We start from the raw sequence: 24,416 nt of genomic DNA, 5'->3' as shown, positions 1-24,416 counted from the left end.
AGCCTCGCCCCGTGCTGACCCCCGAGACGGTGGACGCCGATCGACGGTCCGACACCGGGCCGGCACCCGGCGCCCCACCCACGCGGAGAGGCCGGCGTCGGGTCGCTGCGGGCCTCGGCATCCTCGCGGCCCTCCTCGCGATCGCGACCCCGTTCCTGCCCGTGCAGCAGAACACCGCCGAGCTCAGCTGGCCCACCGCCGAGAACGGGACCGCCCCGGTCACGGCGCCGCTGGTCGCGCTGCGCCCGGAACGGCTCGACGCGACCGTGCCCTGTGCGGCGATCACGAGCCTCGACGCCCGGTCCCCCGGCCCCGCGACGGTGTTCACGACGACGCCCCCCGGCTCCCCGGACGGAGCCGCCGTCGCGCTGACCGTGCGCGTGACCGACGGGACGCTGACGGTCGACGACCGCGGGGAGCGCGTCGCCGAGGTGGCTGTCGGCCCCGCGGGCTGCACGCTCGGCGTCGCGTCCGACGTCGACCGGACGACCGTCGAGGTCGGCGGGACACCGGCGGTGATCCTCGACGGGGACCGCCGACCCCAGGTGATCGGGGTGTACTCGGACCTGGACTCGCGGCTCGACCCGGTCTCCGGGACCTCGGTCCGGATCACGACCGACAACCGCTACGACAGCTCCTCGAGCGGATTGAAGGTCGCCGCCGGCGTGGTCGCGGTCCTCGCGCTGATCGGCAGCCTGCTGGCCCTGCGGCGCATCGACGACGCCGACGGCCGGCGGCTCCCCCGTACCGGGCGGCTCCCGGCGGTCCTGCGCGGGCACGACACCCTGCGCGACGCGGCGGTGGTGGCCGTGCTCGCGCTGTGGGTCGTCATCGGCGGGATGACCTCCGACGACGGCTACATCCTGGGCATCACCCGCGGCGCCGAGAGCTCCGGCTACATCGGCAACTACTACCGCTGGTTCGACGTCCCGGAGGCTCCGTTCGGCTGGTTCTACCAGCTCTACTCGCTGTGGTCGGGGATCAGCGACTCGATCGCCTGGCTGCGGATCCCGGCGTTCGCGATGGGCGTCGCGTCGTGGTTCATGATCAGTCGCGGGCTGCTCCCCCGGCTCGGGACCCACGTCCGCCACAGCCGCGCGGCGGGCTGGGCCGCGGCGGGGGTCTTCCTCTGCTTCTGGCTGCCCTACGACAACGGGCTGCGGCCGGAGCCGGTCGTCGTCATCGCGGCGCTGCTCTCGCTGGTCGCGATGGAGCGCGCGCTCGCCACCCGGCGGCTCATGCCGATCGCGCTGGCCCTGATCAGCGGGGCGTTCGCCGTGGCCGCGACACCGACCGGGCTGATCGCGCTGGCCCCGTTCCTCGCGTCGGCGCGGCCGCTGCTGCGGCTGTTCGGCCAGCGCGCCCGGACGGCGGGCTGGCTCGCGGTACTGGCGCCGCTCGCGGGCGCCGGATTGATCGTGCTGGTCGCGATCTTCGGCGACCAGAGCTGGGCGGCGGTCTCCGAGGCCACCCGGGTCCGCACGGAGATCGGCCCGAACCTGGCCTGGTACGAGGAGCTCTACCGCTACGAGCTGTTGTTCACCGCCAGCCGCGACGGCTCGCTGATGCGGCGCTTCCCGGTGCTGCTGCTGATCCTGTGCCTGGTCGTCTCGGCCGTGGTGATCCTGCGGCGTGGCCGGATCCCGGGCGCCGGGCTCGGTGCGAGCCGGCGGCTGATCGGGAGCACGCTGCTGGCGTTCGTCGTGCTCGCCCTGACACCGACGAAGTGGACGCACCACTTCGGCGCGTTCGCCGCGCTGGGCGCCGGGCTGGCCGCGCTCGCGGCCGTCGCGACCAGCACGGGGGTGCTGCGCTCGCGCCGCAACCAGGCTCTGTTCCTCGCCGCGGTCCTGGCCGTGACCGCGCTGGCGTTCACCGGCCCGAACACCTGGTGGTACGTCTCCAACTGGGGCGTGCCGTGGTTCGACAAGCCGGTGTCGGTGAACGGCGTGTCGGCGACGTCGCTGCTGCTGCTCGCCGCGGTCGTCTCGCTCGGGATCGCCGCGTTCGAGCACCTGCACGGACCGACGATCCCGCGCCCGATGCCGGCCACCCCGTCCGGCAGCCGGGCCGCCTCGGTCCGCCTCAACTCGGGACCGATCGCGGTCGTCTGCGGTCTGCTGGTGCTGTTCGAGGTGTTCTCCCTGGTCAAGGGCGTGCAGAAGCAGTCGGGCAGCTACTCGATGCCGGCGGACGTCGTCGCGGACCCCGCCGGGCACGGCTGCGGGCTCGCCGGCCACGTGCTCGTCGAGACCGATCCGCAGGCCGGGGTGCTCCCGGCGGCGGGCGGAACCGCCGTCGTCGACGGGTTCGGGCCGAACGGGCTCCCGCCGAACGGTCCTGGGTCGCTCCGGGACAGCGACGGCGAGGGGAACCGGGACCCCGGCGTCGCCGGCACCGGCCCGATGGGCGGTCCCGTGCTGGGCAGCTGGACGGTCGGCGGCGGCGGCACCGGGGACCTACGCACCGGGTGGTACCGGCTGCCGGACGCCGCGAGGCGCGGTGACGCCCCGCTCGTGCTGGGGGTCGCCGGGCAGGTCGGCGGCGGGAACGAGCTCACCCTCGAGTTCTCCCGGGACTCCGACGACACGGTGGTCGACAGCATCTCACCGAGCGCCGCCTCCGGGGCGGTCACCACCACGGCGGACCCGAAGGGCAACGGCGCCGCCGGCAGCGGCTGGCGCGACGTGCGGCTGGATCTCGCGGGCACGCCGGCGGCCTCGGCCGACCGGGTCCGGGTGGTCGCACACGACCGCGCCCTCGGCCCGGAGGGCTGGATCGCGGTCGCGCAGCCGCGCGTCCCGGTGCTGACCCCGCTCACCGACGTGGTGCGGGGCGAGGCCGGCTACCTGGACTGGCCGACGTCGTTCGCCAGCCCGTGCCTGCGGCCGTTCGCCATCCATCGCGGCGTCGCCGAGGTCCCGGGTTACCGGATCATGGCGGACACCCAGCAGCGCGAGGTCGGGGACAACTGGGGCTTCCCGTCGACGGGCGGGCCGCTGGCCTGGATCGACCAGACGGCCCGGGAACGCGTGGTCCCCACCTATCTGCAGGGCCAGTGGGACTGGGACTGGGGCCAGCTACGGCTGATGGAGCCGTACGTCCCCGGCGCGGGCTCTCCCGATGTCACCCGCGGGACGAGGACGATGTGGGGTTGGGCGAACCCGGGCCCGGCGGGTCCGGCGCCGCCGAACCCGCCGACGGACCGCGAGTAGCCGCCGGTCCGGGAGCGGCTACTCGGGCAGAGCGGGGAGCTGCGCACAGGTCGCCGCCTCCGCCGCGTCACGGGAGAAGCGGTACGTCGAACGTTCGACGGAGCCGGTGAGGTTGTCCCGGAACCGCTCCGCGGTGAGCGGCGCCCGATACGAGGCGAGCATCTCCACGGTCCGGGGGCACGCCAGCGCCGCGCGGGCGTCGGCGACATAGGTGGGTCCGACGAAGCCCGTGTCGCCGCGGACTCCGGCGTCCGCGAGGAACCACTCCGGCAGCAGGTCCTTGTCGTGCCCGATCCGGCCGTTCGGGAGCCCCGTGGCGTGTCCGGCAACGGGGTTGACCAGCCCGACGCCGTCGAGCACCCGGACGTCCAGCGGTGCTAGCTCGCCCGCCACGCCGAGGTTCAGCCAGACCAGCGAGTCCCGTTCCCCCGGGTAGACCCACCAGCCGGCCCCGCCCGGTTTCGCGCCGACGATGGCGAGCGAGTGCCCGTCCGCCGCCTCCAGCGCCGCAACCCCCTCGGCCACCATCGGGTGCGTGGAGTAGTCCTCGGCCGTGACCGGGTGCGGGTTGCCGAGCAGTGAGACGTAGTAGAGCCGCTCGTTGGCGATCCAGTTCGGGCCCAGCGTCGCGCCGTAGGCGGGGCGGAGCGCCAGCAGGCCGAACACGGCCCAGGCGGCGGTGCCGAGAACGGGCAGCGTGGTCCAGCGGCCCAGGGGGACCGCCGCCACCGGCATCGCGAGGCAGAACAGCGCGGGCAGCAGCATCCGGCCGTGCATGAAGTCCCCGCCGACGCGGATCACGTAGACCGCGAGGAGTAGAGCGGAGACCAGCGGGACGGCGACCACGACGGCGGTCCGGCCCCGGAGGGCTAGCTCCGGACCGGGCTGCCGGCGCCGCGTCAGCGCGCGGACCGCGAGCAGGGCCGCCGCGAGCACGAGCCCGACCGCGGGGATCCAGAGCCGGTAGGTGCCGAGGAGGTCCAGCAGGTAGTAGGTGCCCTGCTGCCAACGGGCCTCGCTCGCCTCCTTCGCCAACGCGGTCGAGGGCACGAGGAGGCCGTAGTACCCGGCCCGGAAGAACTCGTAGGCAGCCGGCAACGCCGCCGCGACCACCGCGAGCCCGACGATCCGCCGCCATCCCCGGCGATACTCGAGCACGACCAGAGCGAGCGCCGCCATCACGCCGAAGAGCGCCAGGTCCGGCCGGACGAGCGGGGCGAGGCCGAGGACGAAGGCCGGCGGCCAATCGCGCCCGGCTCCGTCGCCCCGCCGCCAGGCTTCCAGCCGGCGCACGAGCAGCCACCAGGTCAGGCCGAGCCAGCCGACGATGAGCCCCGTCTCCAGCCCCGACGTCCCGAAGTCCCAGAAGGGGGGAAGTGCGACGACGACCAGCGCACCCAGGGGTACGACGGCACGGGGGCCGGCGGCGCCGAACAGGCGGCGCGCCCCGTCGAACGCGAAGCCGAGCCCCGCGACGGAGAACACCAACCCCGCCACCACCGACGCCCAGTTCAGGGAGATCCCGGGGAGCAGGCCGGGCACCGCCAACAGGTAGGTCCAGAGCGTCGAGGTGTTGGACTCGACGCGCTCGCCCGCGTTGAACACCGGGCCGTCGCCCGCGAGCAGGTTGCGGACGGTGCGCAGGACGATCAACCCGTCGTCGCTCATCCAGCGGCGGTTCCAGATCAGGACGGCGAAGACGACGAGGAGTGCGACGCAGACGCCGACGTTCCAGGCCCGGACCGCCGTGAGGCGAGGAGCCGACCGGGAGGGGGAGGCGGCGGAAGGCTCGGGAAGCTCCGCCTCGGGCACCACACCCGATGAGACGGCCGTACTGATCGTGCCCTCCAACGGCTCGGGGAGGCGTGATCTTATGGGGCCGCCTTCGGGCGGCGTCATTCGGACCGATGCGGGTGTCGGGGCCGCAGGTTCTACGAGTTACCGGATACCGTTGCCGGCGGTCTGCGCGTGGTCGCCCGTACCCCACCCGTGCCAGACGCCCCGGGGCGCTGACCGACAATGGCGTCGCGCATCCACGTCCCGATGAGGTCCGACCGGAGGATCCCGTTCACATGCTTCGCACTCCCGGCATCACCGATCCGCCCTCGGCCATTGCTGCATCACACGGTCGACGCGTCGACGAGCCGGGGCGCGCGAGTCGGGTCGTGGTGCAGCGCGGACCGTTCGCCGGTCCATCGCCTCTGGTGCCCGAGGCCCTCTACGCCGAGGTCAGGGCCGGCGTCGCGGAACGCGAGCGCCACCGCGTCCGGCTCACGCCCGGCTCGTACGTCAGCACGAACACCTACTTCGGCCGGCTGCACGCCACGTACTGGCAGCGCTGGACCCGGGTCGGCGACGTCGTCGTCGAGTTCACGGCCGCCGGGCGTGGGCGAGTCCGGCTGCTGGCGTCGGACACCAACAAGGTGGAGCGCGTCGTCGCGGCAGTGGATGTGGCCGAGCCCGAGGCCCGGACGGTCCGGCTGACCGCGAGCGTCGACCGCTTCCTCGACGGCGGCGGGCTCTGGCTCGACCTGACCACCGAGACCGGTGAGCTCACCGTCTCCGACGTCCGCTGGACCGCCGACCCGGTAGAGCTGCCGCGCCCGGTCCGTACCACGAGCGTCGTGATCTGCACCTACAACCGCGTCGAGGAGTGCCTCGACACCCTGCAGGCGATGCTCGACGACCCGGAGGCCCTCGAGGTCGTCGGCACCGTGCGCGTCGTGGACCAGGGCAGCGACCCGCTGGAGTCCCGCCAGCGCTTCGCCACCATCCGCGAGGACTTCGGGGACCGGCTGGACTACGTGCGCCAGCCCAACCTCGGCGGCGCGGGCGGCTTCACCCGCGGCCTGTTCGAAGCCACCTCCGGCGCGCCCGAGGACGACCAGGACATCCTGCTGATGGACGACGACGTGCTGCTCGAGCCCGAGATCCTGGTGCGGCTCACCGCGTTCGCCGCCTATGCCACCACGCCGACGATCGTCGGCGGGCAGATGCTCAACCTGCTGCACCCGGGTCACCTGCACATCAGCGCCGAGTACGCGGACATGAGCCGGCTGAAGGTCGGCATCCCGGTCGAGGGGGCGGTGAAGGAGTCCTACCTCCTGGGCCGCGACGAGCGCCAACTGCCGCAGGTGCAGGACCGCCGGGTGGACACCGAGTACAACGGCTGGTGGTCCTGCCTGATCCCGGCGTCGATCGTGCGCGCGATCGGTTACCCGCTTCCCCTGTTCTTCCAGTGGGACGACATCGAGTTCGGCTACCGCGCCCGCGAGCACGGCTTCCCGACGGTCGCCCTGCCCGGTGCCGGCGTCTGGCACGCCGACTTCGGCTGGAAGGACTGGGACGAGTGGCACCGGTACTTCAACCAGCGCAACGGCCTGATCACCGCCGCCCTGCGGACCGGGTTCGACGAGCGCACCCTCTCCCGGACGATCGCGCAGCTCCTCGCCCAGTACCTCGTGGGCATGCAGTACGGGCTGGCCGCAACGCTGCTGCAGGCCGTCGAGGACTTCATGGAGGGCCCGCGGATCCTGAAGGACGGGTCCGCCGCGGCCGCCGCGGAGATCCGGCGCATCCGGTCGGCCTACCCGGAGACCAAGGCGGTGCCGATCACCGATATCGACGTCGACTTCCGCGACCTCCGAGTGCACCTCGACCCGGGCGAGCCGTCCAACGAGCTCGATGACCTGGGCCAAACGCGCCGTCTTCCACGCGCGGGACAAGTTCGTCCACCGGACGGGCATGGTGCCGGCCGGCGAGGCGCACTGGTGGCACGTCGCGTTGTTCGAGAAGGCCGTCGTCACCGACATGGCCGAGACGGGTGTGCGCATCCGGCAGCGGGACAAGGCCAAGCTCAGGGACCTCACGAAGCGGGGCATCCGAACGCTGCGCCGCTTCCACGCGGAGGCGCCCGCCGTGGCCCGGCAGTGGAAGGACGCGGAGCCGGCCCTGACGAGCCGGGAGAACTGGGCGCGCCTCTACGGGGTCGAGAAGTCGTGAGGCGACACCCCGCCTGAGACTCGGCCCCCGGCCCCCTGGCAGCCTGTCCGGGTGGTCTCCCCCGTCCGCTCCGCGCCCCCGGTGACCTGGGACACAACCGATTTCCGGCCCCCCACCGGCACCGCAGCACCCCGGGGCGGCCGACTGGTCGTCGTGCTCGGCCTGATCGCGCTGGCCGCGGCCATCGCGTTCCCGTTCGCGCCCGTGCAGCAGCCTCGCGTCGACTACGCGTGGCCGCCTGCGGGGAGCACCTCGCCGGCGGCGCTGGCGATCCCGTTGATGCCGTACCAACCGGTGCGGCTCGAGGCGTCCTTGAGCTGTGCGGCGCTCCGCGGGCTCGCCGGGCCGGTGGAGCGAACAGCCCTGAGCACCGTGCCGCGGAACCCGGACCCCGCCGCCGACCCGCTGAACGGGCTGCGCGCGACCGTCCGGGACGGCGCGCTCCGGATCACCACGGGTGGTGTCGACCTCGAGCCCGTACCCCTGCCCCTCGGGGACTGCACGGTCGGCATCACCTCCGATCCCACGCGGACGGCGGTCCTCGTCGACGGCGTCACTGTCGTCGAGCGCGCGGGAGACGTGCGTCCCGCCGTCACGGGCGTGTTCACCGACGCCCCCAGCGCCGACGGGCTGGGAGTGCGGCTCACCGCCGACACTCGCTTCCAGACGGCGATCACCCCGGTCAAGACGGCGATCGCGGTGGTCGGCGTCGTCGCCCTGCTCGCCATGCTGGTCCTGCTCGCCCGCGGCGAGCGGCGCGCGCGTACCCGGCTGCTCCCCCGGGGCTGGTGGCGGCCGGGCGGCCCGGACCTGGTGGTCGGCGGGGTCATGGCGCTCTGGTGGATCGTCGGGCCCGTCACGGTCGATGACGGCTACATCTCCGGCATCGTGCGGAACCGGGCCGGCGCGGGCTTCATCGGCAACGTCTATCGCTGGCTGAACGCCCCGGAGGCTCCGTTCAGCTGGTTCTACGACCTGTACTTCGCCTGGTCGCGCATCTCCCCCTCGACGGCATGGATGCGGCTGCCGTCGGTGCTGCTGGCCCTGCTCTGCTGGGGTGTCCTGTCCCGTCTCGTCGTCCCGCGGTTGCTTCCGCGCAGCGGCGTGCTCGGTGCCGGGCCTCGGGTCGGGTGGCTGGCCGCCCTCGCCGCACTGGCGTGGTTCCTGCCGTTCACCGTCGGCCTGCGCCCGGAGCCGTGGGTGAGCCTGGGCCTGCTGCTCACCGTCGTCGCGGTGGAGCGGACGGTGGCCACGCGGCGGCTCTTCCCGCTGGTGGTGGGCCTGCTGATCGCTGCGGTGACGACCGCCGTCACGCCGGGCGGCCTGATGGCCTTCGCGCCGTTCCTGGCCGCTGCCGTTCCGGTGCTGCGCACATTGCGGGCCCGCGCGCCCGAGATCGGGCGGATCGCTCTCGTCGTGGTCGTGCTCGCGGCTCCCGCCTCGGCGGTGTTCCTGATGCTGTCGGACCAGAGCCTGGCCTCGATGCTCGAGGCGACGCGCGTCCGGACCCTCATCGGCGGCGGCCAGCCCTGGTACGAGGAGTACACGCGGTACGCGCTGCTGCTCGAACCCGGCGACATGCAGGGGTCGCTCGCCAAGCGGCTCCCGGTGCTCCTCGGCATCCTCGCAGCGGTAGCCGTGCTGTGGACGACGGCGCGCCGGGTCCCCGGGATCGCGACGGGCCCGGCCCGACGGACCGCGGTGACGTTCCTGCTCGGCCTGGCCGCCATGACCGCGACCCCGACGAAGTGGACCCAGCACTTCGGTGATCTCGCGGGCGTCGGTGCCGCCCTGCTGCTGCTCGGGCTCGTCGTGGGCTCCCGAGCGGTGCTGAGGGCACGCACCCGCTCGGGGTCGCCGGCGCTGCTGGGGCTCGGTGCGCTCATCGTGGTCGGCTCACTGGTGCTGGCCGGGTACAACATCTGGCCGTACGCCTCGAACTGGTGGGGCCTGACCTGGAGCGATGTCCCGCCCCTGGCGGCCGGGCTCCCCGTGGCGACGCTCTGGCTCGGTGCGGGGGTCGTGTTGCTCGCGGTCCTGCTCGGCCGGCTGGTGTGGCGGGCATCGGCGGAGCGGACGCCGGACCAGCCCCGCTGGCAGCCGTCGCCGGCGACGGTCGGTGCGCTGCTCGTCGCCGTCGGCGTGACGCTGCCCGTGGCCACGTTCACGCGCACGAGCATCTCTCACCGGGACGATTACACGCTCGCGTCCGATGCCCTTGCGGCCGTCGGCGGCAAGTCCTGCGCCCTGCAGGAACGGCTCTCGGTCGAGACGGACCCGGCAGCAGGCCTGCTGCCCGAGGCGGCTCCGTCGCCCGACGCGTCACCGGTTCGTCCGGTCGACGTCGGAGGGACCGAGCTGCCTGGAATCGAGGTGTCCGGCGACGGCCGCACGGCCTGGTACCGGCTCGATCCCGCGCAACGCGACGGGTCCTTGCCCGTGGTGGTGACCGTCGACGGTGGGTCGCGTCCCGGGGACGGCCTCCGCGCGGAGTTCGGCGGTCCGGGTGGGAACGTCATCGACGAGCGGGCCGTCCCGGCGTCCGGGACCACTCCGCGGGATGTACGCCTGATGGCGCCCGGCGGGGCCGAGCTCGTCCGGCTGGTCGGCAGTGGGCGTGCCGACGCCGGTGAGCCCGGCGGCGCGATCGCGTCGATGCCGCGGGTGCCGCGGCTGACCCGCATGGACGCGCTCCTCCCCCGGCACGGACGCGATCCTGGACTGGCCCGTGGCGTTCTTCTTTCCGTGCCTCGACCCGGCGCCGTTCCCGCCCGGCACGGCCGGGCTGCCGCAATGGCGCGTCGGCCCCCCGCAGGCCGACGGCTCGGTCGGGATCACCTACGCCGCCGGGTTCGGTGGGCCGTTCGTCGGCCCCCGCCTGCTCGTGGCCGAACGTCGCATGGCGACCTATCTCGACGGCGATCCGACCCGGGATGCCGCGCAGGTCTACCGGTGGACTCCGGTCGCTCCGATGACCCTGGCCACCCCGACGATCACCGAGGAGACCCGCTGGGGGACGGCCGCCGACGGGCACGCGAGGGTTCCCGGCCTGGACGCCCCGGGGGCGCAGCCCACTGAGTGGCGGGACACGGGTCCCGCCACTCAGGACAGGCGCTAGTCCTCGAAGAGGTGCTTCCAGCCGTCGCGGCTCGTCAGTGTGGGTGCCGCGGCCCGGTAGCGCTCCCGCAGCGTGGGCCACTCGCGCGCCACCTCGCGGTGCAGCGCGAGGGACTCCTTCACCATCCGGCGGAACATCTCGGGGTCCCGGCGGCGGAACGTGACGCCCCGGCCGTCCGGGGTGGAGACGGTGGCCGAGTCGAGGCCGGCGAGGACGAACCACTGCGCGTTCTTCCAGGGCACATTTCGCTGCGGGCGGTCGTGGTGCGCCGGGTCGACGGCCTTCAGGTTCCGGAGGACCCCGCGCACGAGGCCCGCACCGGCCTTCAACCGGCCGACGGGAGGCTCCGGGAAGAGCTGGGCGCCCAGCGCGTCGAGATCGGCGAGCGGGACGTCGGTGGCCGAGTTGAGCGGCCGGCCGTCGTCGTACTCCGCGCGCTCGGCCCGGATCTCCCCGAGCACGACGGGCAGCTTCGGGAACAGCGCCTCCGGCCCGGCCAGGAAGTCCTTGAACGCCTTGATCTGCAGCGCGACGGCCGAGTACTCCATCAGCATCAGGTGCCGCAGCGTGCGCTTGAACGTCTCGAGCAGCATGGCCTTCGGGTCGTCCGGGCCGTGCAACGCGGCGGCCACGAACCGGTTCCGGTAGTGGAAGTAGGCCTGCCAGTCGCTCGAGTCGTCCTTCTCGATGAAGGACATGTGCCAGATCGCGATCCCGGGGACGGTGGCCGTGCGATAGCCGCGGCTGCGGGCGCGCAGTCCGTACTCGGCGTCGTCCCACTTGATGAACAGCGGCAGCGGCAGGCCCAGGTCCTCGGCGACGGCCCGCGGGATCAGGCACATCCACCAGGCGTTGTAGTCCACGTCCACGCGGTGGTGCAGCCAGGGCGTCTGGCGCAGGGTCTGCTCGGCCAGGTCGTGGTGCGGGTGGGTGTCCGGCGCGACCCGCCACAGGAACTGGTTGCGGTCGACGACCTCGCCCATGGTCGAGAGCTGCGAACGGGCCTGCAGCGACAGCATCTGCCCGCCGACCAGCATCGGCTCTCGGGCGAACCGGGAGAAGGCGACGGCCCGCAGGATCGAGTCCGGCTCGAGCAGGATGTCGTCGTCCATGTAGAGGATCTGCTCGCAGTCCGTCGACCCGAGCGCCTCGTACATCACCCGGGCGTAGCCGCCGGAGCCGCCGAGGTTGGGCTGGTCGATGATCCGCAGCTTGTCCCCGAGGACGGCCGCGGCCTGCTCGTACCCCGCCTGGTCCCGGACCTTCTTCGTGCCCTGGTCCGGCAGGATCACCGCGGTGACGGCGGCGAGCACCGCCGGGTCCTCACCGATCGCGGCGAGCGTCGCGACGCAGTCCGCGGGGCGGTTGAACGTGGGCATCCCGACGGCGACGGCGGCGCGGCCGGGCGCCGCGGTGGGGGCGTGCCAGCCGCCCTCGTGCAGGACGAGCTCGCCGGCGTCCGTCGTCAGGTCGAACCAGTACCAGCCGCCGTCCTCGAAGGGGTGCAGGTCCAGCGCGAACTCCAGATCGTGCACGCCGGGCCGGTCCACGACCTCGCCCCGCACGTAGATCTGCGAGCCGTCCGCCTTGGAGCGGTAGACGTCCACCCGGCCGGCGCCCTCGAGCCGCAGCCGCAGCCGGACCTCGTCGAGCGTGGACCACGCCCGCCAGTAGCCGGCGGCGAGGCCGTTGAAGTACGCCCCGAAGCTGACCTCGCTCTGTTCCGGCACCACCGCGGAGGTACGGGACGTGACCCGCAGCCGGCGGCCGGACGTCCCGGACACCGTCAGGGTCATCGGCGTGGACTTCTCGCCCGGCACCGGCGTGGTCGGCTCCAGCTTCACCCCCGCGCGTTCGTCGACGTAGAGCGCACGCACGGCGGTCGGGTCGGAGGGCCGGGGCAGGATGACGCGCTGCAGGAGCGTGTCCGCCTGCGCGGCCTCGTCCGACGTGCGGCGCTTCTCGGCGGTGGGGGCGGTGGTCATCTTCAGCTTGGCCTCGGTCCTCGACGGGTGCGGGGCGCGGCACGGCGCGCCCGGGTGACATCTCCTGCGGCCTGAGCAGGGTATCGGCGAGGACAGACCGGTCCGGGAGGCGGGCGATGCGACGCCGTCACGGATCAGTCCTCGGCCTCGGTGCCCGACAGCGCCTTGCCGTCGGTGAAGAACGGCGTGATCCGGTTGTCGAACATCGTCAGCGCCGACCCGATCGCCATGTGCATGTCCAGGTACTTGTAGGTGCCCAGACGACCGCCGAACAGGATGTTGCGGTCCGCGGTCTCCTTGCGCGCCAGCTCCCGGTACCGCTCCAGCTTCGCCCGGTCCTCCGGGGTGCCGACCGGGTAGTACGGCTCGTCGCCGAACTCGGCGAAGCGGGAGTACTCGCGGACGATCACCGTCTTGTCCTTCGGGTAGTCCCGCTCGGGGTGGAAGTGGCGGAACTCGTGGATCCGGGTGAACGGGACGTCCTGGTCGTTGTAGTTCATGACGGGGGTGCCCTGGAAGTCACCGGTGTCGCGGCGGACCTCGGTCTCGAAGTCCAGCGTGCGCCAGGAGAGCTCGCCCTCGGCGAAGTCGAAGTAGCGGTCCAGGGGCCCGGTGTAGACGGTCGGGACGCCGGGGGAGCTGGTCCCGGACGTCGAAGTAGTCGACGTCGAGCTGGACCGTGATGTTGGGGTGGTCCGCCATCTTCTCCAGCCACGCGGTGTAGCCGTCGACCGGCAGACCCTCGTAGGTGTCGTTGAAGTAGCGGTTGTCGAAGGTGTAGCGGACCGGGAGCCGGCTGATGATGGACGCCGCGAGCTTCGTCGGGTCCGTCTGCCACTGCTTCGCGGTGTAGCCCTTGACGAAGGCCTCGTAGAGCGGGCGGCCGATCAGCGAGATCGCCTTCTCCTCGAGGTTCGACGCCTCGCTGGTCTCGACCTCGCGGGCCTGCTCCGCGATCAGGGCGCGGGCCTCGTCCGGGGTGTGGGACTTGCCGAAGAACTGGTTGATCAGCGCCAGGTTCATCGGGAACGTGTAGACCTGCTCGCCGACCCGGGCGAACACCCGGTGCTGGTAGCCGGTGAAGTCGGTGAACCGGTTGACGTACTTCCAGACCCGTTCGTTGGAGGTGTGGAAGAGGTGCGCGCCGTAGCGGTGGATCTCGATGCCGGTCTCGGGCTCGGCTTCGGAGTAGGCGTTGCCGCCGATGTGCGAGCGCCGGTCCAGGACGAGGACCTTCTTGTCCAGCTCGGCCGCCGCGCGTTCGGCGACGGTCAGCCCGAAGAACCCGGAGCCGACGACGACCAGATCGAACCCTGCGTAGTCCACGGGGGTCGAGGGTAGCGATGCGTCAGGCGTCACCCGCACGGGGACGGACGAACGCCGGGAGGGATGGCGCGGCGTGAGCTGCAGCGTTCCTGCATTTCCGGACGTGGCCGTCGTCCAGGCAACCTTCCGACGCTGGCATCCGGCCGGCGCCGATGGGGTGCTCGGGGATGCCTACAGGCACGTCACGTCCGGGTGCCGCCCGCTGCACGGATAGCATGCGGCTCCATCGGAGCGGTTCTCCTCGTCTCGCGCAGTACGTTGCCGCGGTGCGGAGCATCAGTCACTACACGCACGTCCGTGCTGGACAGTTCCGTGTCCGTCAGACGAGAGGACATCGATGCCCGCGACCACGGCTCTCGTCGTCCTCGTTGTCTCGCTGCTGATGCTCGTGCTGCCCGGGTTGCTGACCGCAGCAGCGTTCGGGCTCCGAGGCTGGCTCGCCGCTGCCACTGCGCCGCTCCTCACCTACGGGATCGTCGGGGCCGCGGGACCGGTACTCCCGGCGATCGGAATCTTGTGGTCCCCCGCCGCCTTCGCCGCGGTCAGCCTCGCCTTCTCCGCGGTCGTCGCGGGGGCGCGACTCGGAGTTCGTCGGGTTCACCGCGACCGGTCAGCCGCCCCGGTAGTCGATCGCAGCCCGAACCACTGGGCTGCAACCCATCACGCCGGAATCGCGGCAGCAGTCCTCCTTGCCGCAGCCGTCGGGTTCGTCGTCACTGTTCAGGCGACGCGTGAGTTCACCGCGGTACCTCAGGTGTGGGACTCGGTGTTCCACTCGAACGCGATCCGCTACATCGCAGACTCCGGGCAGTCCAACCCTGACGCCCTTCGCAATCTCAACGATCCCGTCGTCGCCTCCTACTACTACCCCAACGCCTTTCACGTGCTCGCGGCGACTGTCGTCATGGTGACGGGCGCCGACGTACCGACGGTCATCACCACCGGCGTCGCGCTGTTCGTCCCGATGCTCGCGGTCGGTGCGGTGGCATTGATCCGAAGCTGCGGCGGCCGACCCGCCTTCGCGTTCGCCACCGCGGTGCTGTCATGCGCCTTCACGGCGTTCCCGTGGGACCTACTGCCGTGGGGAACACTCCTCCCCTTCATCACGGCGCTGACGCTGATGGCTGCGTTCCTCGCCATCGCCGCCACGATCCTTCGCCGCGAGCAGTACTCGATCGTGCTGCCGATCGCGCTCGGTCTCGGCGGGATCGGACTCCTGGCACTGCATCCGAGCGTTGCGGTGGCAGTGGTGATCTGCGGCGTGGCCCTCGTGATCCAGACCTGGCTTCAGCGGCGGCCGAGCATCCGGGATCTCACGGCCGTGGTCGTGACCGTCGCGGCCGCCGGCCTGCTCGGCCTGCCCCTGCTCCTGGCCTCGTTCGGCGCCTCATCGAGCGCCGATTACGACTGGCCGGCCGTATTCAGCCCGGCGGACGCGCTGGGGCAACTCTTCTTCCTCTCCCATGATCAGCGCTTTCCTCAGTACTGGCTCGTGCTCCTCGTAGCTGTCGGGCTGGTCAGTCGCCGCGTCATCCGCCCGATGATCTGGCTGGTCGTCGCCGGCATCTTCTTCGGCGGACTGTTCGTGTTGGCGGCTGCCTACGAGGGTGAGATCGTCAGCCTCCTGACCCGCGCCTGGTGGAACGATCGATGGCGGTTCGCCGCTCTCTGGTCAGTAGCGGCGCTATTCTTAGCCGGTGCCGGAGCGGTCGAGATCCATGACGGGGTACTCAACCTTCTCAGCCGGAGCAGGTTTCGTCCCGTCGCCCCAGGAAGCCGAGGACATCTCGTCGTCTCCAGTGCAGTTCTGGCGGTTCTCTTTATCGGAATCTGGACCGTGACCGGCGGCCTGTACCAGGAACGCAACCAAACCAGGTTGGCGGCGGCATTCACGGACGGTCCGACGGTCAGCACCGAGGAGCGTCTCGCCTTCGAGCAGCTTGCCCGACTGGTGCCGAAGGGCCAATTGGTGATGAACGACTCCTATGACGGGTCTGCGCTGATGTGGGCACTTGACGATGTCCGACCGGTTTTCGCCTCGCCGGTTATCGCCCCCCAAGAGCTCGTCACGATGGCTACCGAACGTCGGGTCCTCTTCGATTCGTTTGACCAGATCGACACGATGCCGGCGGTGCAAGGGGCCGTGAAACAGCTAGGGATTCGCTACGTGATCGTGTGCGACGGCTTCATCGGACCGGCGAGGGGGCATGCTCCCGGGATGCAGAACATCGAGGCAGCCACATCGCTCCGACTCGTATTCGAAAACAACGACGCTCGCATCTACGAGATAGGTGAGCCGGCGGCCCATAATGGCTGATGGTCACGAAAGTAAATCCGAAACCATTGCTATGAACCGCCGGACGACCGGAACCGCCGCTCAGGTCGCAAGCAGCCAAATCGCGCTCGCAGGATCGAACTACCTCGTGCTCGCGATCGCGGCGCGCAATCTGGACCCGGCGGGTTTTGCAGCGCTGAGCTCGTTTTACCTTCTGGTCAACACGTTCGGCCGCGGGCTCTTCTCCGCCGTCGAACTAGAGACGACGCGAGCGGTCGCCGAGGCGGACGTGTTCGGCAGGACCGACGGCCCGGCCCGCCGCGCGTCCGTCCGACACACGCTGGTGCTACTAGCCGGGGCGCTGGTGCTCGTCGGCGGCAGCACCCCGCTCCTGAGCAAAGCGCTGGGTTCCGGAACCGGGGCGGCAGGGCTCCTCGCGACCGGTGCAGTCGCTATGGCCGCTTCCTACCTTTTGCGGGGGCCGCTGGCCGGACACCGTTGCTACGGTCTCTACGCGAGCACATTCTGGCTCGAGTCCGCGGCCGGTCTTGTCGCGGCGGTGTTACTCGCAGTCAACGGGGTGTCCGAGACGACAGCGTGGATCGCCGCGCTCGCCGCCGCGCCACTCGTCGCCGCTGCGGTTCTGGGCCGCGCCGCGAGCCAGGTCCGTAGCCCGAAAGCGGCCACTCCGACGACGGCGGACCTCGTGGATCCGGGCTCCGGAGCACGGGGTGGCGTCTACTGGTCCGCCGCTCTGCTTCTCGCTGGACAGGGCGTCTGGAACCTGGCGCCCGTCCTCGTCACGTCCCGGCTCACGGACCAGCCCGCACTGGCAGCCGGGTTCGTGACAGTGGCGGTGCTGCTACGCGCGCCGGTGCTGCTGTTCCCGTCCGTCCAGGCCCTGCTGCTGCCCGCCTTCACCGCGATGGTCAGCACCGGCGACGACGCAGCCGTCCGCCGGACGACGCGACGCCTCGGCCTCTTGATGATCGGTGCCGGCGTCGTCTGGGTGCTCGTGGGCGTAGTGCTCGTGCCGTTCGTGTCGCACCTGGTTTTCGGCGCGACGGTCACCCCACCCCTCTGGGTGCTCGGCCTGCTCGCGGTGTCGACGGTCGTGGGCGCCGGGGCGCAGATCGGTCAGACACACCTGGTCGCCGCGCGTCGGCCCGCTGCCGCGGCGGCCGCCTGGATCGCCGGGCTCGGGGTCTTGGTCCTCCTGGGGCTGCTGCTGGTGCCACCACTGACTGCGGCCACATTGGGGCAACTGATCGGCGCCATCGTCGTGCTGATAGTCCTGACGATAGTGCGCCGTCGACCGGCCGAAACCCCCGAAGAACCCACGACAGGAGCGAAGCCGTGAGCCTGCCGACCGTCGGAGTCGTCGTCCTGGCCTGGCAGGACGAGCCGTACCTGGCCGACTGCATAGACGCCGTCCTCGCCTCGACCGGGGTCGACGTGCGGGTCGTCCTGGTGGACAACGGCTGCCGCCCGGCGGACCTCGACGCCGTCGGACCGGACCCCCGAGTGGAGATTGTCGTCCCGGGAACGAACACCGGATTCGCCGGTGGCTGCAACCTGGGTGCCGAAAAGCTGGAGACCGATTTCCTCGCCCTGGTGAACTCGGACTGCATCGTCGCGCCGGACGCCCTCGAGCTGCTGGCGGCCGAGGCCGAAGACGAGAGCGTCGGCCCCGTGATGGCGAGCATCCGACTCGCGGACTCTCCCGACCTGCTCAACAGCGCGGGGAATCCCGTGCATCTCGTCGGCCTCTCCTGGGCCGGCGAGATGAACATGCCGGAACGACGCACCGAGCCCTTCGACGTGACGGGTGCGAGCGGGGCCTGCCTTCTGCTACGACGGGCGCTCTGGACCGAGTTGGGTGGCTTCGACGAGGAATACTTCGCCTACCTCGAGGACACAGAGCTCAGCCTGCGTTGCTGGCGCCTAGGCCTCTCGGCACGTTGTGTCCCCACCGCGGTCGCGCTGCACCATTACGAGTTCTCCCGCAACGCGCACAAGATGTATCTGCTGGAACGTAACCGCCTGCAGATGCTGGCCACCCTCTGGGGACGACGCTCCCTGCTCGTGCTCGCACCGGTGCTGCTGGCGACCGAGGTGCTGCTGCTTGTCTACGCGCTGGCCTCGGGCTGGGGCGCCGGGAAGCTCCGCGGATGGGTGTGGATGTGGCATCACCGCGCACACGTCGCGGAGCGGCGCCGGGCGGTGCAGGCCGAGAAGCTGCGGCCCGACTCGGAATGGATGCTGCGCCTGACTCCGGAGCTGGACGCGCAGGCGTTCGGCCCGGTCACTCCGGTGGCGAACGTGTTCTTCCGGGCCTACTGGGGGGCGGTGCGGCGGCTGCTCTGACCCTTGGCCGTCGGAAACTCGGCGGCCGACGACACCTCGCCCGGCTCGGCCGCATCCGTGACCGCGGGGGCCGCCGTGGCGGGCGCTTCGGCGCGGCTCGCGAGGGTGCTCTCAACCGCGCCCAGCCGGAGCCGTAGTGCACCGACCTCCTCGGCGAGGCGACGGCTCTGCTCCTCGAGCAGCCCGACCTCCCGGGAGAGCTGCAGGGACACCGCGAACAAGACGATCAGCGAGGCGAAGAACAGCAGGTTGCTCGGGGTCTGGATGCCGATCAGTTGCGCGATACCGCCCAGCAACCCCGGGAAGATCGCGACGACCAACGTGCCGATCGAGATGATCACCCAGATCACGGCGTACTTCTCACGCAGCCGGCGCCGCCGAAGCATCTCGACGACGAACACGAGTGCCGCGATCGCCACGACGACCGAGAAGATCGTCAGTCTGATGCTGGGCATCAGCCGACACTCTCGGGACGACGTCGGACGAGCGCCAGCCCGATCGCCACGACGACACGGAGCAGGTAGACGGCGGAGCGAATCGGGTTCGTGCTCGCGACACCGGTCTCACGGCGGCGCATCACGACGGGAACCTGCGCGATTCGCATACCCGCGCGGTGCGCGATTACCAGGGACTCGACCGTGTCCCCGAGGTACTCCTCCGGATAGTGCTCGGCGAACAGTGCCAGCGCCCGACCGTGCACGAGTCGGAACCCAGAAGTCGGGTCGCTGATCGGGCTCCGGACGATGCTGCTGAGCACCGCGGAGAGCAAGCGCATGGCCCACCGACGGGGCCCACGGACGGCGTACTGCCCGCGGCCGGCAAACCGTGCGCCGATCACCACGTCACAGCCTTCGACGGCCATGAGGTGCGCGATCTCGCGCGGATCGTGCTGACCGTCGGCGTCGACCTGGATCACCGAGGTGAAGCCGGCGGATACGGCGTAGCGGTACGCCGCTCGCATCGCTCCTCCGACCCCGAGATTGAACGGTAGCCGCATCACCATCGCGCCGGAACGCTCAGCGCGCTCCGCCGTCAGGTCCGTCGAACCGTCGTCGACCACCAGGACATCCACACCGGGACACGCGGCATGGACCTCGTTGATCACTCGCGCGACGGATTCCTGCTCGTTCAGAGCGGGCAGGACCACCAGCAACCGAGCCGTGGGAGGCACCTGTGCAGACGGCATCCCAGCCGCAGGGGACGACGGGACGACCACGTGCCTGCGCTCCAGATTCTCGGTGGTCATGATCTTTGCGCCACTCGTGCAACGGTCACGAACTCGTTGTAGGTGAAGACCTTGCCGGTAGCCCGGGGAACGGGAAGGAGAACTCCCGCTCGACCTCCAGGCCGACCTCCTCACAGACGGAGCGCAGGATCGCGTGGTCGGTGAAAACGGTGTGCGTCTCGTCAGACGCGAAGCCTCGCTCCTGAGGGCAGATCAGCACGACCCGAGCCCCCGGCCGAAGCGACGGAAGGTAGGGGCGCAGCACCTCCGGGCCTGCGCCCTCGGGGAGATGCTCGATGAGGTGGGCGGCGAGCATGCCGTCGAACCGGCCACGCTCATCGACCGGCAGGGCGAGGAAATCGTCGACGGTACGGGCTTCGAGGCCATTCTCGTTGCAGATCGCGACGGACTTGGCGTTGTGGTCCACGCCCACACTGCCGCGCGGGAGATTCACGAGGTTGCGGCCGATGCCGCACCCGACATCCAGGGTTCGGCGCTCACCGAGCAGCCGGCGAAGGTTCCAGCGGTAGGGCCGCTGCACGTCCAGGACCTGCTTCCAGCGCGCGCCCGACAGGTCGGCCAACCGCTCTGAGTACGCCGCCGATGCCGTATCTGCCGATCCCACCACGGAGCGGACCCTACCGCGCACAGTGGGCGACCCTCGCGACGACGTGCGGGTGACAGCTGTGTGACACGCGCCGGTCAGCCCGTGTAGACCGCCAAAGTCAGCGTCGCCACCCACACCAGCGCCAGCACCTGCAGCACCCGGTCCCCGAGCGCGATCTCCTCGGGCTCCCCGCCGTTGCCGTTGTCCACGTCGACCGAGTACCGCAGCACCGCGACGACGAACGGGACGATCGAGATCACCGACCACACCGAGTTGTGGTGTGCGGCGCGGATCTCGAAGGCCCACAGGCAGTAGGTCATGATCAGGGTCGTGGCCGAGAGCGCCCACACGAACCGCAGGTAGGACGGGGAATAGCTCTCCAGGGACTTCCGGATCTTTGCGCCGGTCTTCTCGGCGAGCATCATCTCCGCGTACCGCTTGCCCGCGACCATGAACAGCGAGCCGAAGCCGGCGGCCAGCAGGAACCACTGGGACAGCGGGATCGCCGCGGCCACGCCGCCGGCGATCGCGCGGATCAGGAAGCCGGACGCCACGATGCAGATGTCCAGCACCGGCTGGTGCTTGAGCCAGAAGCAGTACGCCAGCTGCACCACCATGTACACGCCCAGCACGATCAGCAGCTGGACCGACGCCAGCAGGCTCAGGGCGATCGAGGCGGCGAACAACACCACCGCGACGGCGTAGGCCACCTTCACCGGCACGATCCCGGCTGCGATGGGCCGGTCCTTCTTCGTCGGGTGCGCGCGGTCGGCCAGGACGTCCTTCGCGTCGTTGACCAGGTAGACGCCCGACGCGGCCAGGGAGAACGCGACGAAGGCGATCAGCAGCTTGAGCGCGATCGGCCCCTGGAACAGATCACCCGAGCTGAACGGTGCGGCCAGCACCAGGACGTTCTTCACCCATTGCCGCGGGCGCATCGTCCGGACCACGCCGGCGACCAGGTCCCTCGGGGATCCGGCGGGGCTGCCCCCACCTTCGGGGTGACGTCGGTGCTGGTCATGAGCGGATCTTCCTCCGGGCGGTACGACGGCGCAGCACGCGCCGGTAGACGAGGGCGACGCCGGCGCCGAGCGCGGAACCCGCGGCGACGTCGCTGGGGTAGTGCACGCCGAGCACCAGCCGGGACAGCGCCATCAACGGCACCGTCACCAGGCCGATCGGCGTGCGCAGCAGCCCGCCGTAGAGGACGGCGGCCGCGGTGGTCGACGTAGCGTGGGACGAGGGGAAGCTCAGCCGGCTGGGGGTGCCGACGAGCACACGGACGGACGGGTCGTCCGGCCGCGGGCGGCGTACGACGCGCTTCACGCCGATCGACGCGCCGTGGGCGAGCGCGACGGCGGCGGCGGAGCCGAGCCATTCGCGTCGACGGCCGGGGTCCTTGCGGTGCACCGCGGCACCGACCAGGCCGATCGCGAGCCAGCCCGCGGCGTGCTCGCCGAAGTGCGACATGCCGCGCGCGACCCTGACGACCGGCGGTGCGGCGACGGCGCCCTGCACCGCGGCGAGCAGCGCGACCTCGCCCGCGGGGTCGGGGGCCGGCAGGTCCGTCGACGGGTCGAGGACGGGGGTCCCGGCGGTGGTGTTCGACAGCTCGGCCACGAGCAGGCCTCCAGTGCGCACGGCTGTCACCAGCCGACGCCGATCTGCGGGGCGGATACGGGCTGTGCATCGATACGAGGCACGGATACGGACCGTGATGCTACGCGGTAGCGCCGCCACCCCCGGAGGGCCTGCCCGGCCGGGGATCAGAACCAGCGTTCGAGGACCAGCGCGAGGCCCTCGTCCACGTTCGACGCGGTGACCTCGTCCGCCACCGCCTTCAACGCCGGATGGGCGTTGCCCATCGCCACGCCGTGCCCCGCCCAGCGCAGCATCTCCAGGTCGTTCGGCATGTCCCCGAACGCGACGACGTCCGCGGCCGCGACCTCCAGCCGGGCGGCCACCTCGGCGAGCCCGGTGGCCTTCGTCACCCCCGCCGGCGACGCCTCGACGAGGCCGCCGGGGTGGGAGAACGTCAGGTCGACGACGCCCTGGACGGACGGCTCGAGCGCGGCGATCATCGCGTCGCTGGTCATCCGCGGATGCCGGATCAGCAGCTTCACCGCCGGCCGGGCGAGCAGCTCGTCGCGGGCCTCGCTGGAGTTGTCCGCGTCGGGCCAGGCGTGCTCGTAGTCCGGTTCCGCGGCGAACTGCGCGGCGGCCGCGTCGAACGCGCCCTCCCCCACCCGCTCGACGGCCAGCGTCGACCCCGGCAGCAGCTCTCGGGCCGCGGTGGCCAGCTCTGCCAGCGCCTCGGCAGGCAGCGTGCGGGACCACACCACGCGGTCCTCGTCGAGGTCGTAGAGCACCGCGCCGTTCGCGCACACCGCGTACCGGACGACGCCGACCTGCGACGCGATCGGCGGGATCCAGCGCGGCGGACGGCCGGTGACGAGCACGAACCCGGTCCCGGCGGCGACGAGCCGGCCGATGATCAGCCCGGTGCGCGCGGTGACCCGACCGTCGTCGTCGAGGAGGGTGCCGTCGACGTCGGACGCGACGAGCCGTGGTGCCTGCACTACAGCTCCCGCCGGTCCCTGATCACGTCCACCAGACTACGTGCGCCGCACTAGAGTCGCCCACATGCGCGTGCTCGTGGTGTCCGCGCCGCTGGCCGGGCATCTGATCCCGATGCTGCCGCTGGCGGAGGCGCTCTGGACGGCCGGGCACGACGTGCTGCTCGCCACCGGCGGGGACGCGCTGAACGTGGACACCGGCGAGCTGCCGGTCATCGACGTGGCGCGGGAGACCTCGTTCGGCCGGATCGCGGCGCGGACCATGCTGGCCCACCCGCTCGACGCCCGCGCGGAGCTCGCCGGGAACGCCGGTACCCGGATGGTGTCGCGGATGTTCGGGGCACTGAACGAGGAGCTCGCGGACGGGATGGTGACCGTCGTCGATCAGTGGCGGCCGGACGTCGTGATCCACGAGCCGCTCGCCGTCGCCGGGGCGCTCGCCGCCGCCCGGCACGACGTCCCGGCCGTGCTCCAGGAGAACTCGTTCTTCGACGGTCCGGCACTGGTCCGGGCCACCGCGGGCTCCCGGCTGATGCAGCGGGCACTGCGCCGGCACGGTTTCGACGAGGGCCTGCCGGACCCGGAGTTCGTCCTCACGATCGCGCCGCCGAGCGTCGTCGGGCCGCGGACCGGGCGGCCGATGCGGATGGTGCCGCGCTCGGGCGGCTCGGGCGTCGTCCCGGCCTGGCTGCGCACGCCGTCGGACCGGCCGCGCATCCTCGTCAGCCGCAGCACCGTACCCGGGCCGGGCGGGGACCCGATGCCCGCGGCGCTGGCCGTCGCCGGGGAGGTCGACGCGGAGATCGTGCTGGTCCGCCCGGAGCCGCGGCTGGAACGCCGGGCGAACGGGCGGGTCCGGACGGTCGGCTGGGTGCCGCTGGCCGAGGTGCTGCCGGTGTGCGCGGCGGTGGTCCACCACGGCGGGGCCGGAACCGCCCTCGGCGCCCTGGCCGCGGGGATCCCGCAGCTCGCGATGCCCGGGCCCGGGGACCGCCGGCTCAACGCCGAGCTCGTCGCCCGCCGGGGCGCAGGGCTCACCGGAAGGGTCACCGCGCAGGCCCTGACGACCCTGGCCCGCGACGGCGAGCTGGCCTCGGTGGCCCGGCAGGTGCGGTCGGAGATGGCCGCGATGCCGCATCCCGAGGCGCGGGTGGCGGACGTCGCCGCCCTGGACTGAGGCGCTACGCCGGCGCCTCCCAGGCCAGGAGCGCGGTCCGGAGCAGCGAGGCGAGCTGGGCGCGCTGGTCGGCGTCCAGGACGGACGCGAGCCGGCGCTCCGCCTCGACCTGCCGCGGGAGGACCTCGTCCACCAGTTCGACGCCCGCCGGCGTCAGCTCGACCAGGGCGGCGCGGCCGTCGGCCGGATCGGGCGCGCGCAGGACGAGGCCCGCGGCGACGAGCTTGTGGATCCGCTTGGTGGTGGCCGCCGGGGAGCCGACGATCCCGGCCGTCAGGTCCCCGGGCCGCAGCCCCCGGCCGGCCCGGCGGAGCTGGGAGAGGACGTCGAACTCGCTCCGGGTGATCCCGGACGACTCCAGCCAGGCATCGGCCGCCTGCTGCAGGACGCGGGCGGCCCGCAGGATCCGGCCGAGGACCTCGATCGGCTCCGTGTCCAGGTCGGGACGCAGGGCGGCCCAGTCCGCGCGGATCCCGTCGATCGCATCACGTTCCGCAGGCATGGGTGGACCTTTCATTCACCAGTGAACTATCCTCAGCTTAC

General features: G+C 71.8%; 15 protein-coding genes and 4 pseudogenes. 9 read left to right on the top strand and 10 right to left on the bottom strand.

The window, feature by feature from the left end:
- Nucleotides 1-11: 11 nt before the first annotated feature.
- Nucleotides 12-3,215 (top strand): arabinosyltransferase domain-containing protein, encoded by a 3,204-nt coding sequence (locus WBK50_RS32600; RefSeq protein WP_341339215.1) that lies wholly within the window; start codon nucleotides 12-14, stop codon nucleotides 3,213-3,215.
- A gap of 18 nt (nucleotides 3,216-3,233) precedes the next feature.
- On the opposite strand, the gene WBK50_RS32595 is transcribed toward WBK50_RS32600, so the two are convergent.
- Nucleotides 3,234-5,027, bottom strand: coding sequence for a hypothetical protein (locus WBK50_RS32595; RefSeq protein ID WP_341339214.1), 1,794 nt, complete (start codon nucleotides 5,025-5,027; stop codon nucleotides 3,234-3,236).
- A gap of 95 nt (nucleotides 5,028-5,122) precedes the next feature.
- Here WBK50_RS32595 and WBK50_RS32590 point away from each other — a divergent pair.
- From WBK50_RS32590 to WBK50_RS35535, 4 genes and pseudogenes are all read left to right on the top strand, one after another.
- Nucleotides 5,123-6,529, top strand: a pseudogene (locus tag WBK50_RS32590) (glycosyltransferase); the annotation flags it as partial.
- Between the two features lie 370 nt (nucleotides 6,530-6,899).
- Nucleotides 6,900-7,217 (top strand): hypothetical protein, encoded by a 318-nt coding sequence (locus tag WBK50_RS32585; protein WP_341339582.1) that lies wholly within the window; start codon nucleotides 6,900-6,902, stop codon nucleotides 7,215-7,217.
- A gap of 51 nt (nucleotides 7,218-7,268) precedes the next feature.
- Nucleotides 7,269-9,242: pseudogene (locus tag WBK50_RS32580) on the top strand (arabinosyltransferase domain-containing protein); the annotation flags it as partial.
- A gap of 703 nt (nucleotides 9,243-9,945) precedes the next feature.
- Nucleotides 9,946-10,335: an arabinosyltransferase C-terminal domain-containing protein gene (locus WBK50_RS35535; RefSeq protein ID WP_445942418.1), complete on the top strand. Its 390-nt coding sequence runs from the start codon at nucleotides 9,946-9,948 to the stop codon at nucleotides 10,333-10,335.
- Here WBK50_RS35535 and WBK50_RS32575 read toward each other — a convergent pair.
- Nucleotides 10,332-12,320: a glycosyltransferase gene (locus WBK50_RS32575; RefSeq protein ID WP_341339212.1), complete on the bottom strand. Its 1,989-nt coding sequence runs from the start codon at nucleotides 12,318-12,320 to the stop codon at nucleotides 10,332-10,334. The genes WBK50_RS35535 and WBK50_RS32575 overlap by 4 nt on opposite strands.
- Before the next feature lie 134 nt (nucleotides 12,321-12,454).
- Nucleotides 12,455-13,646 (bottom strand): annotated as a pseudogene (gene glf / locus WBK50_RS32570) (UDP-galactopyranose mutase).
- A 337-nt stretch (nucleotides 13,647-13,983) separates the two neighbouring features.
- Between glf and WBK50_RS32565 the strand changes: the two are divergent.
- From WBK50_RS32565 to WBK50_RS32555, 3 genes are read left to right on the top strand one after another with little or no spacing between them, the layout of a single operon-like run.
- Nucleotides 13,984-15,963, top strand: coding sequence for a DUF6541 family protein (locus WBK50_RS32565; RefSeq protein ID WP_341339211.1), 1,980 nt, complete (start codon nucleotides 13,984-13,986; stop codon nucleotides 15,961-15,963).
- Nucleotides 15,964-15,994: 31 nt separating this feature from the next.
- Nucleotides 15,995-17,281 carry a hypothetical protein gene (locus tag WBK50_RS32560; protein ID WP_341339210.1) on the top strand — a complete coding sequence of 429 codons (1,287 nt, stop codon included), beginning with the start codon at nucleotides 15,995-15,997 and terminating at the stop codon, nucleotides 17,279-17,281.
- Nucleotides 17,278-18,288, top strand: coding sequence for a glycosyltransferase family 2 protein (locus WBK50_RS32555; protein ID WP_341339209.1), 1,011 nt, complete (start codon nucleotides 17,278-17,280; stop codon nucleotides 18,286-18,288). The genes WBK50_RS32560 and WBK50_RS32555 overlap by 4 nt, the downstream gene beginning before the upstream one ends.
- Here the strand turns inward: WBK50_RS32555 and WBK50_RS32550 are convergent.
- From WBK50_RS32550 to WBK50_RS32525, 6 genes and pseudogenes are all read right to left on the bottom strand, one after another.
- The gene (locus WBK50_RS32550) at nucleotides 18,258-18,743 is read right to left on the bottom strand and encodes a DUF2304 domain-containing protein (protein WP_341339208.1); all 486 of its coding nucleotides are present in this window, start codon (nucleotides 18,741-18,743) and stop codon (nucleotides 18,258-18,260) included. The two genes, WBK50_RS32555 and WBK50_RS32550, sit on opposite strands and share 31 nt — an antisense overlap.
- Nucleotides 18,743-19,474 carry a glycosyltransferase family 2 protein gene (locus WBK50_RS32545; RefSeq protein ID WP_341339581.1) on the bottom strand — a complete coding sequence of 244 codons (732 nt, stop codon included), beginning with the start codon at nucleotides 19,472-19,474 and terminating at the stop codon, nucleotides 18,743-18,745. The genes WBK50_RS32550 and WBK50_RS32545 overlap by 1 nt, the downstream gene beginning before the upstream one ends.
- 85 nt (nucleotides 19,475-19,559) lie before the next feature.
- Nucleotides 19,560-20,141, bottom strand: coding sequence for a class I SAM-dependent methyltransferase (locus WBK50_RS32540; protein WP_341339207.1), 582 nt, complete (start codon nucleotides 20,139-20,141; stop codon nucleotides 19,560-19,562).
- A gap of 74 nt (nucleotides 20,142-20,215) precedes the next feature.
- Nucleotides 20,216-21,115, bottom strand: a pseudogene (locus tag WBK50_RS32535) (decaprenyl-phosphate phosphoribosyltransferase); the annotation flags it as partial.
- A 22-nt stretch (nucleotides 21,116-21,137) separates the two neighbouring features.
- A complete protein-coding gene (locus WBK50_RS32530; protein WP_341339580.1) occupies nucleotides 21,138-21,683 on the bottom strand; it encodes a phosphatase PAP2 family protein in 546 nt (181 codons plus the stop codon).
- A 203-nt stretch (nucleotides 21,684-21,886) separates the two neighbouring features.
- Complete coding sequence (locus tag WBK50_RS32525) at nucleotides 21,887-22,699, bottom strand: HAD family hydrolase (RefSeq protein ID WP_341339206.1); 813 nt, start codon at nucleotides 22,697-22,699, stop codon at nucleotides 21,887-21,889.
- Nucleotides 22,700-22,763: 64 nt separating this feature from the next.
- Here WBK50_RS32525 and WBK50_RS32520 point away from each other — a divergent pair, with 64 nt between their 5' ends.
- Nucleotides 22,764-23,873, top strand: a complete 1,110-nt coding sequence (locus WBK50_RS32520; protein WP_341339205.1) for a nucleotide disphospho-sugar-binding domain-containing protein — start codon at nucleotides 22,764-22,766, stop codon at nucleotides 23,871-23,873.
- Between the two features lie 4 nt (nucleotides 23,874-23,877).
- On the opposite strand, the gene WBK50_RS32515 is transcribed toward WBK50_RS32520, so the two are convergent.
- On the bottom strand, nucleotides 23,878-24,375 hold the full coding sequence (locus WBK50_RS32515) for a MarR family winged helix-turn-helix transcriptional regulator (RefSeq protein ID WP_341339204.1): 498 nt from the start codon (nucleotides 24,373-24,375) through the stop codon (nucleotides 23,878-23,880).
- Between the last annotated feature and the right edge of the window lie 41 nt (nucleotides 24,376-24,416).

Source organism: Pseudonocardia sp. T1-2H, assembly GCF_038039215.1.
Taxonomy (GTDB): Bacteria; Actinomycetota; Actinomycetes; order Mycobacteriales; family Pseudonocardiaceae; genus Pseudonocardia.
The sequence above is the reverse complement of the archived record's forward strand: the minus strand, read 5'-3'. Positions and strand labels throughout refer to the sequence as shown.

Excerpts from the sequence above, each read along its gene's own strand:
- WBK50_RS32585 (WP_341339582.1), top strand. The coding sequence starts at position 6,900 with ATGACCTGGGCCAAACGCGCCGTCTTCCACGCGCGGGACAAGTTCGTC.
- WBK50_RS32575 (WP_341339212.1), bottom strand. The coding sequence starts at position 12,320 with ATGACCACCGCCCCCACCGCCGAGAAGCGCCGCACGTCGGACGAGGCC.
- WBK50_RS32565 (WP_341339211.1), top strand. The coding sequence starts at position 13,984 with ATGCCCGCGACCACGGCTCTCGTCGTCCTCGTTGTCTCGCTGCTGATG.
- WBK50_RS32560 (WP_341339210.1), top strand. The coding sequence starts at position 15,995 with ATGAACCGCCGGACGACCGGAACCGCCGCTCAGGTCGCAAGCAGCCAA.
- WBK50_RS32550 (WP_341339208.1), bottom strand. The coding sequence starts at position 18,743 with ATGCCCAGCATCAGACTGACGATCTTCTCGGTCGTCGTGGCGATCGCG.
- WBK50_RS32545 (WP_341339581.1), bottom strand. The coding sequence starts at position 19,474 with ATGCCGTCTGCACAGGTGCCTCCCACGGCTCGGTTGCTGGTGGTCCTG.
- WBK50_RS32520 (WP_341339205.1), top strand. The coding sequence starts at position 22,764 with ATGCGCGTGCTCGTGGTGTCCGCGCCGCTGGCCGGGCATCTGATCCCG.
- WBK50_RS32515 (WP_341339204.1), bottom strand. The coding sequence starts at position 24,375 with ATGCCTGCGGAACGTGATGCGATCGACGGGATCCGCGCGGACTGGGCC.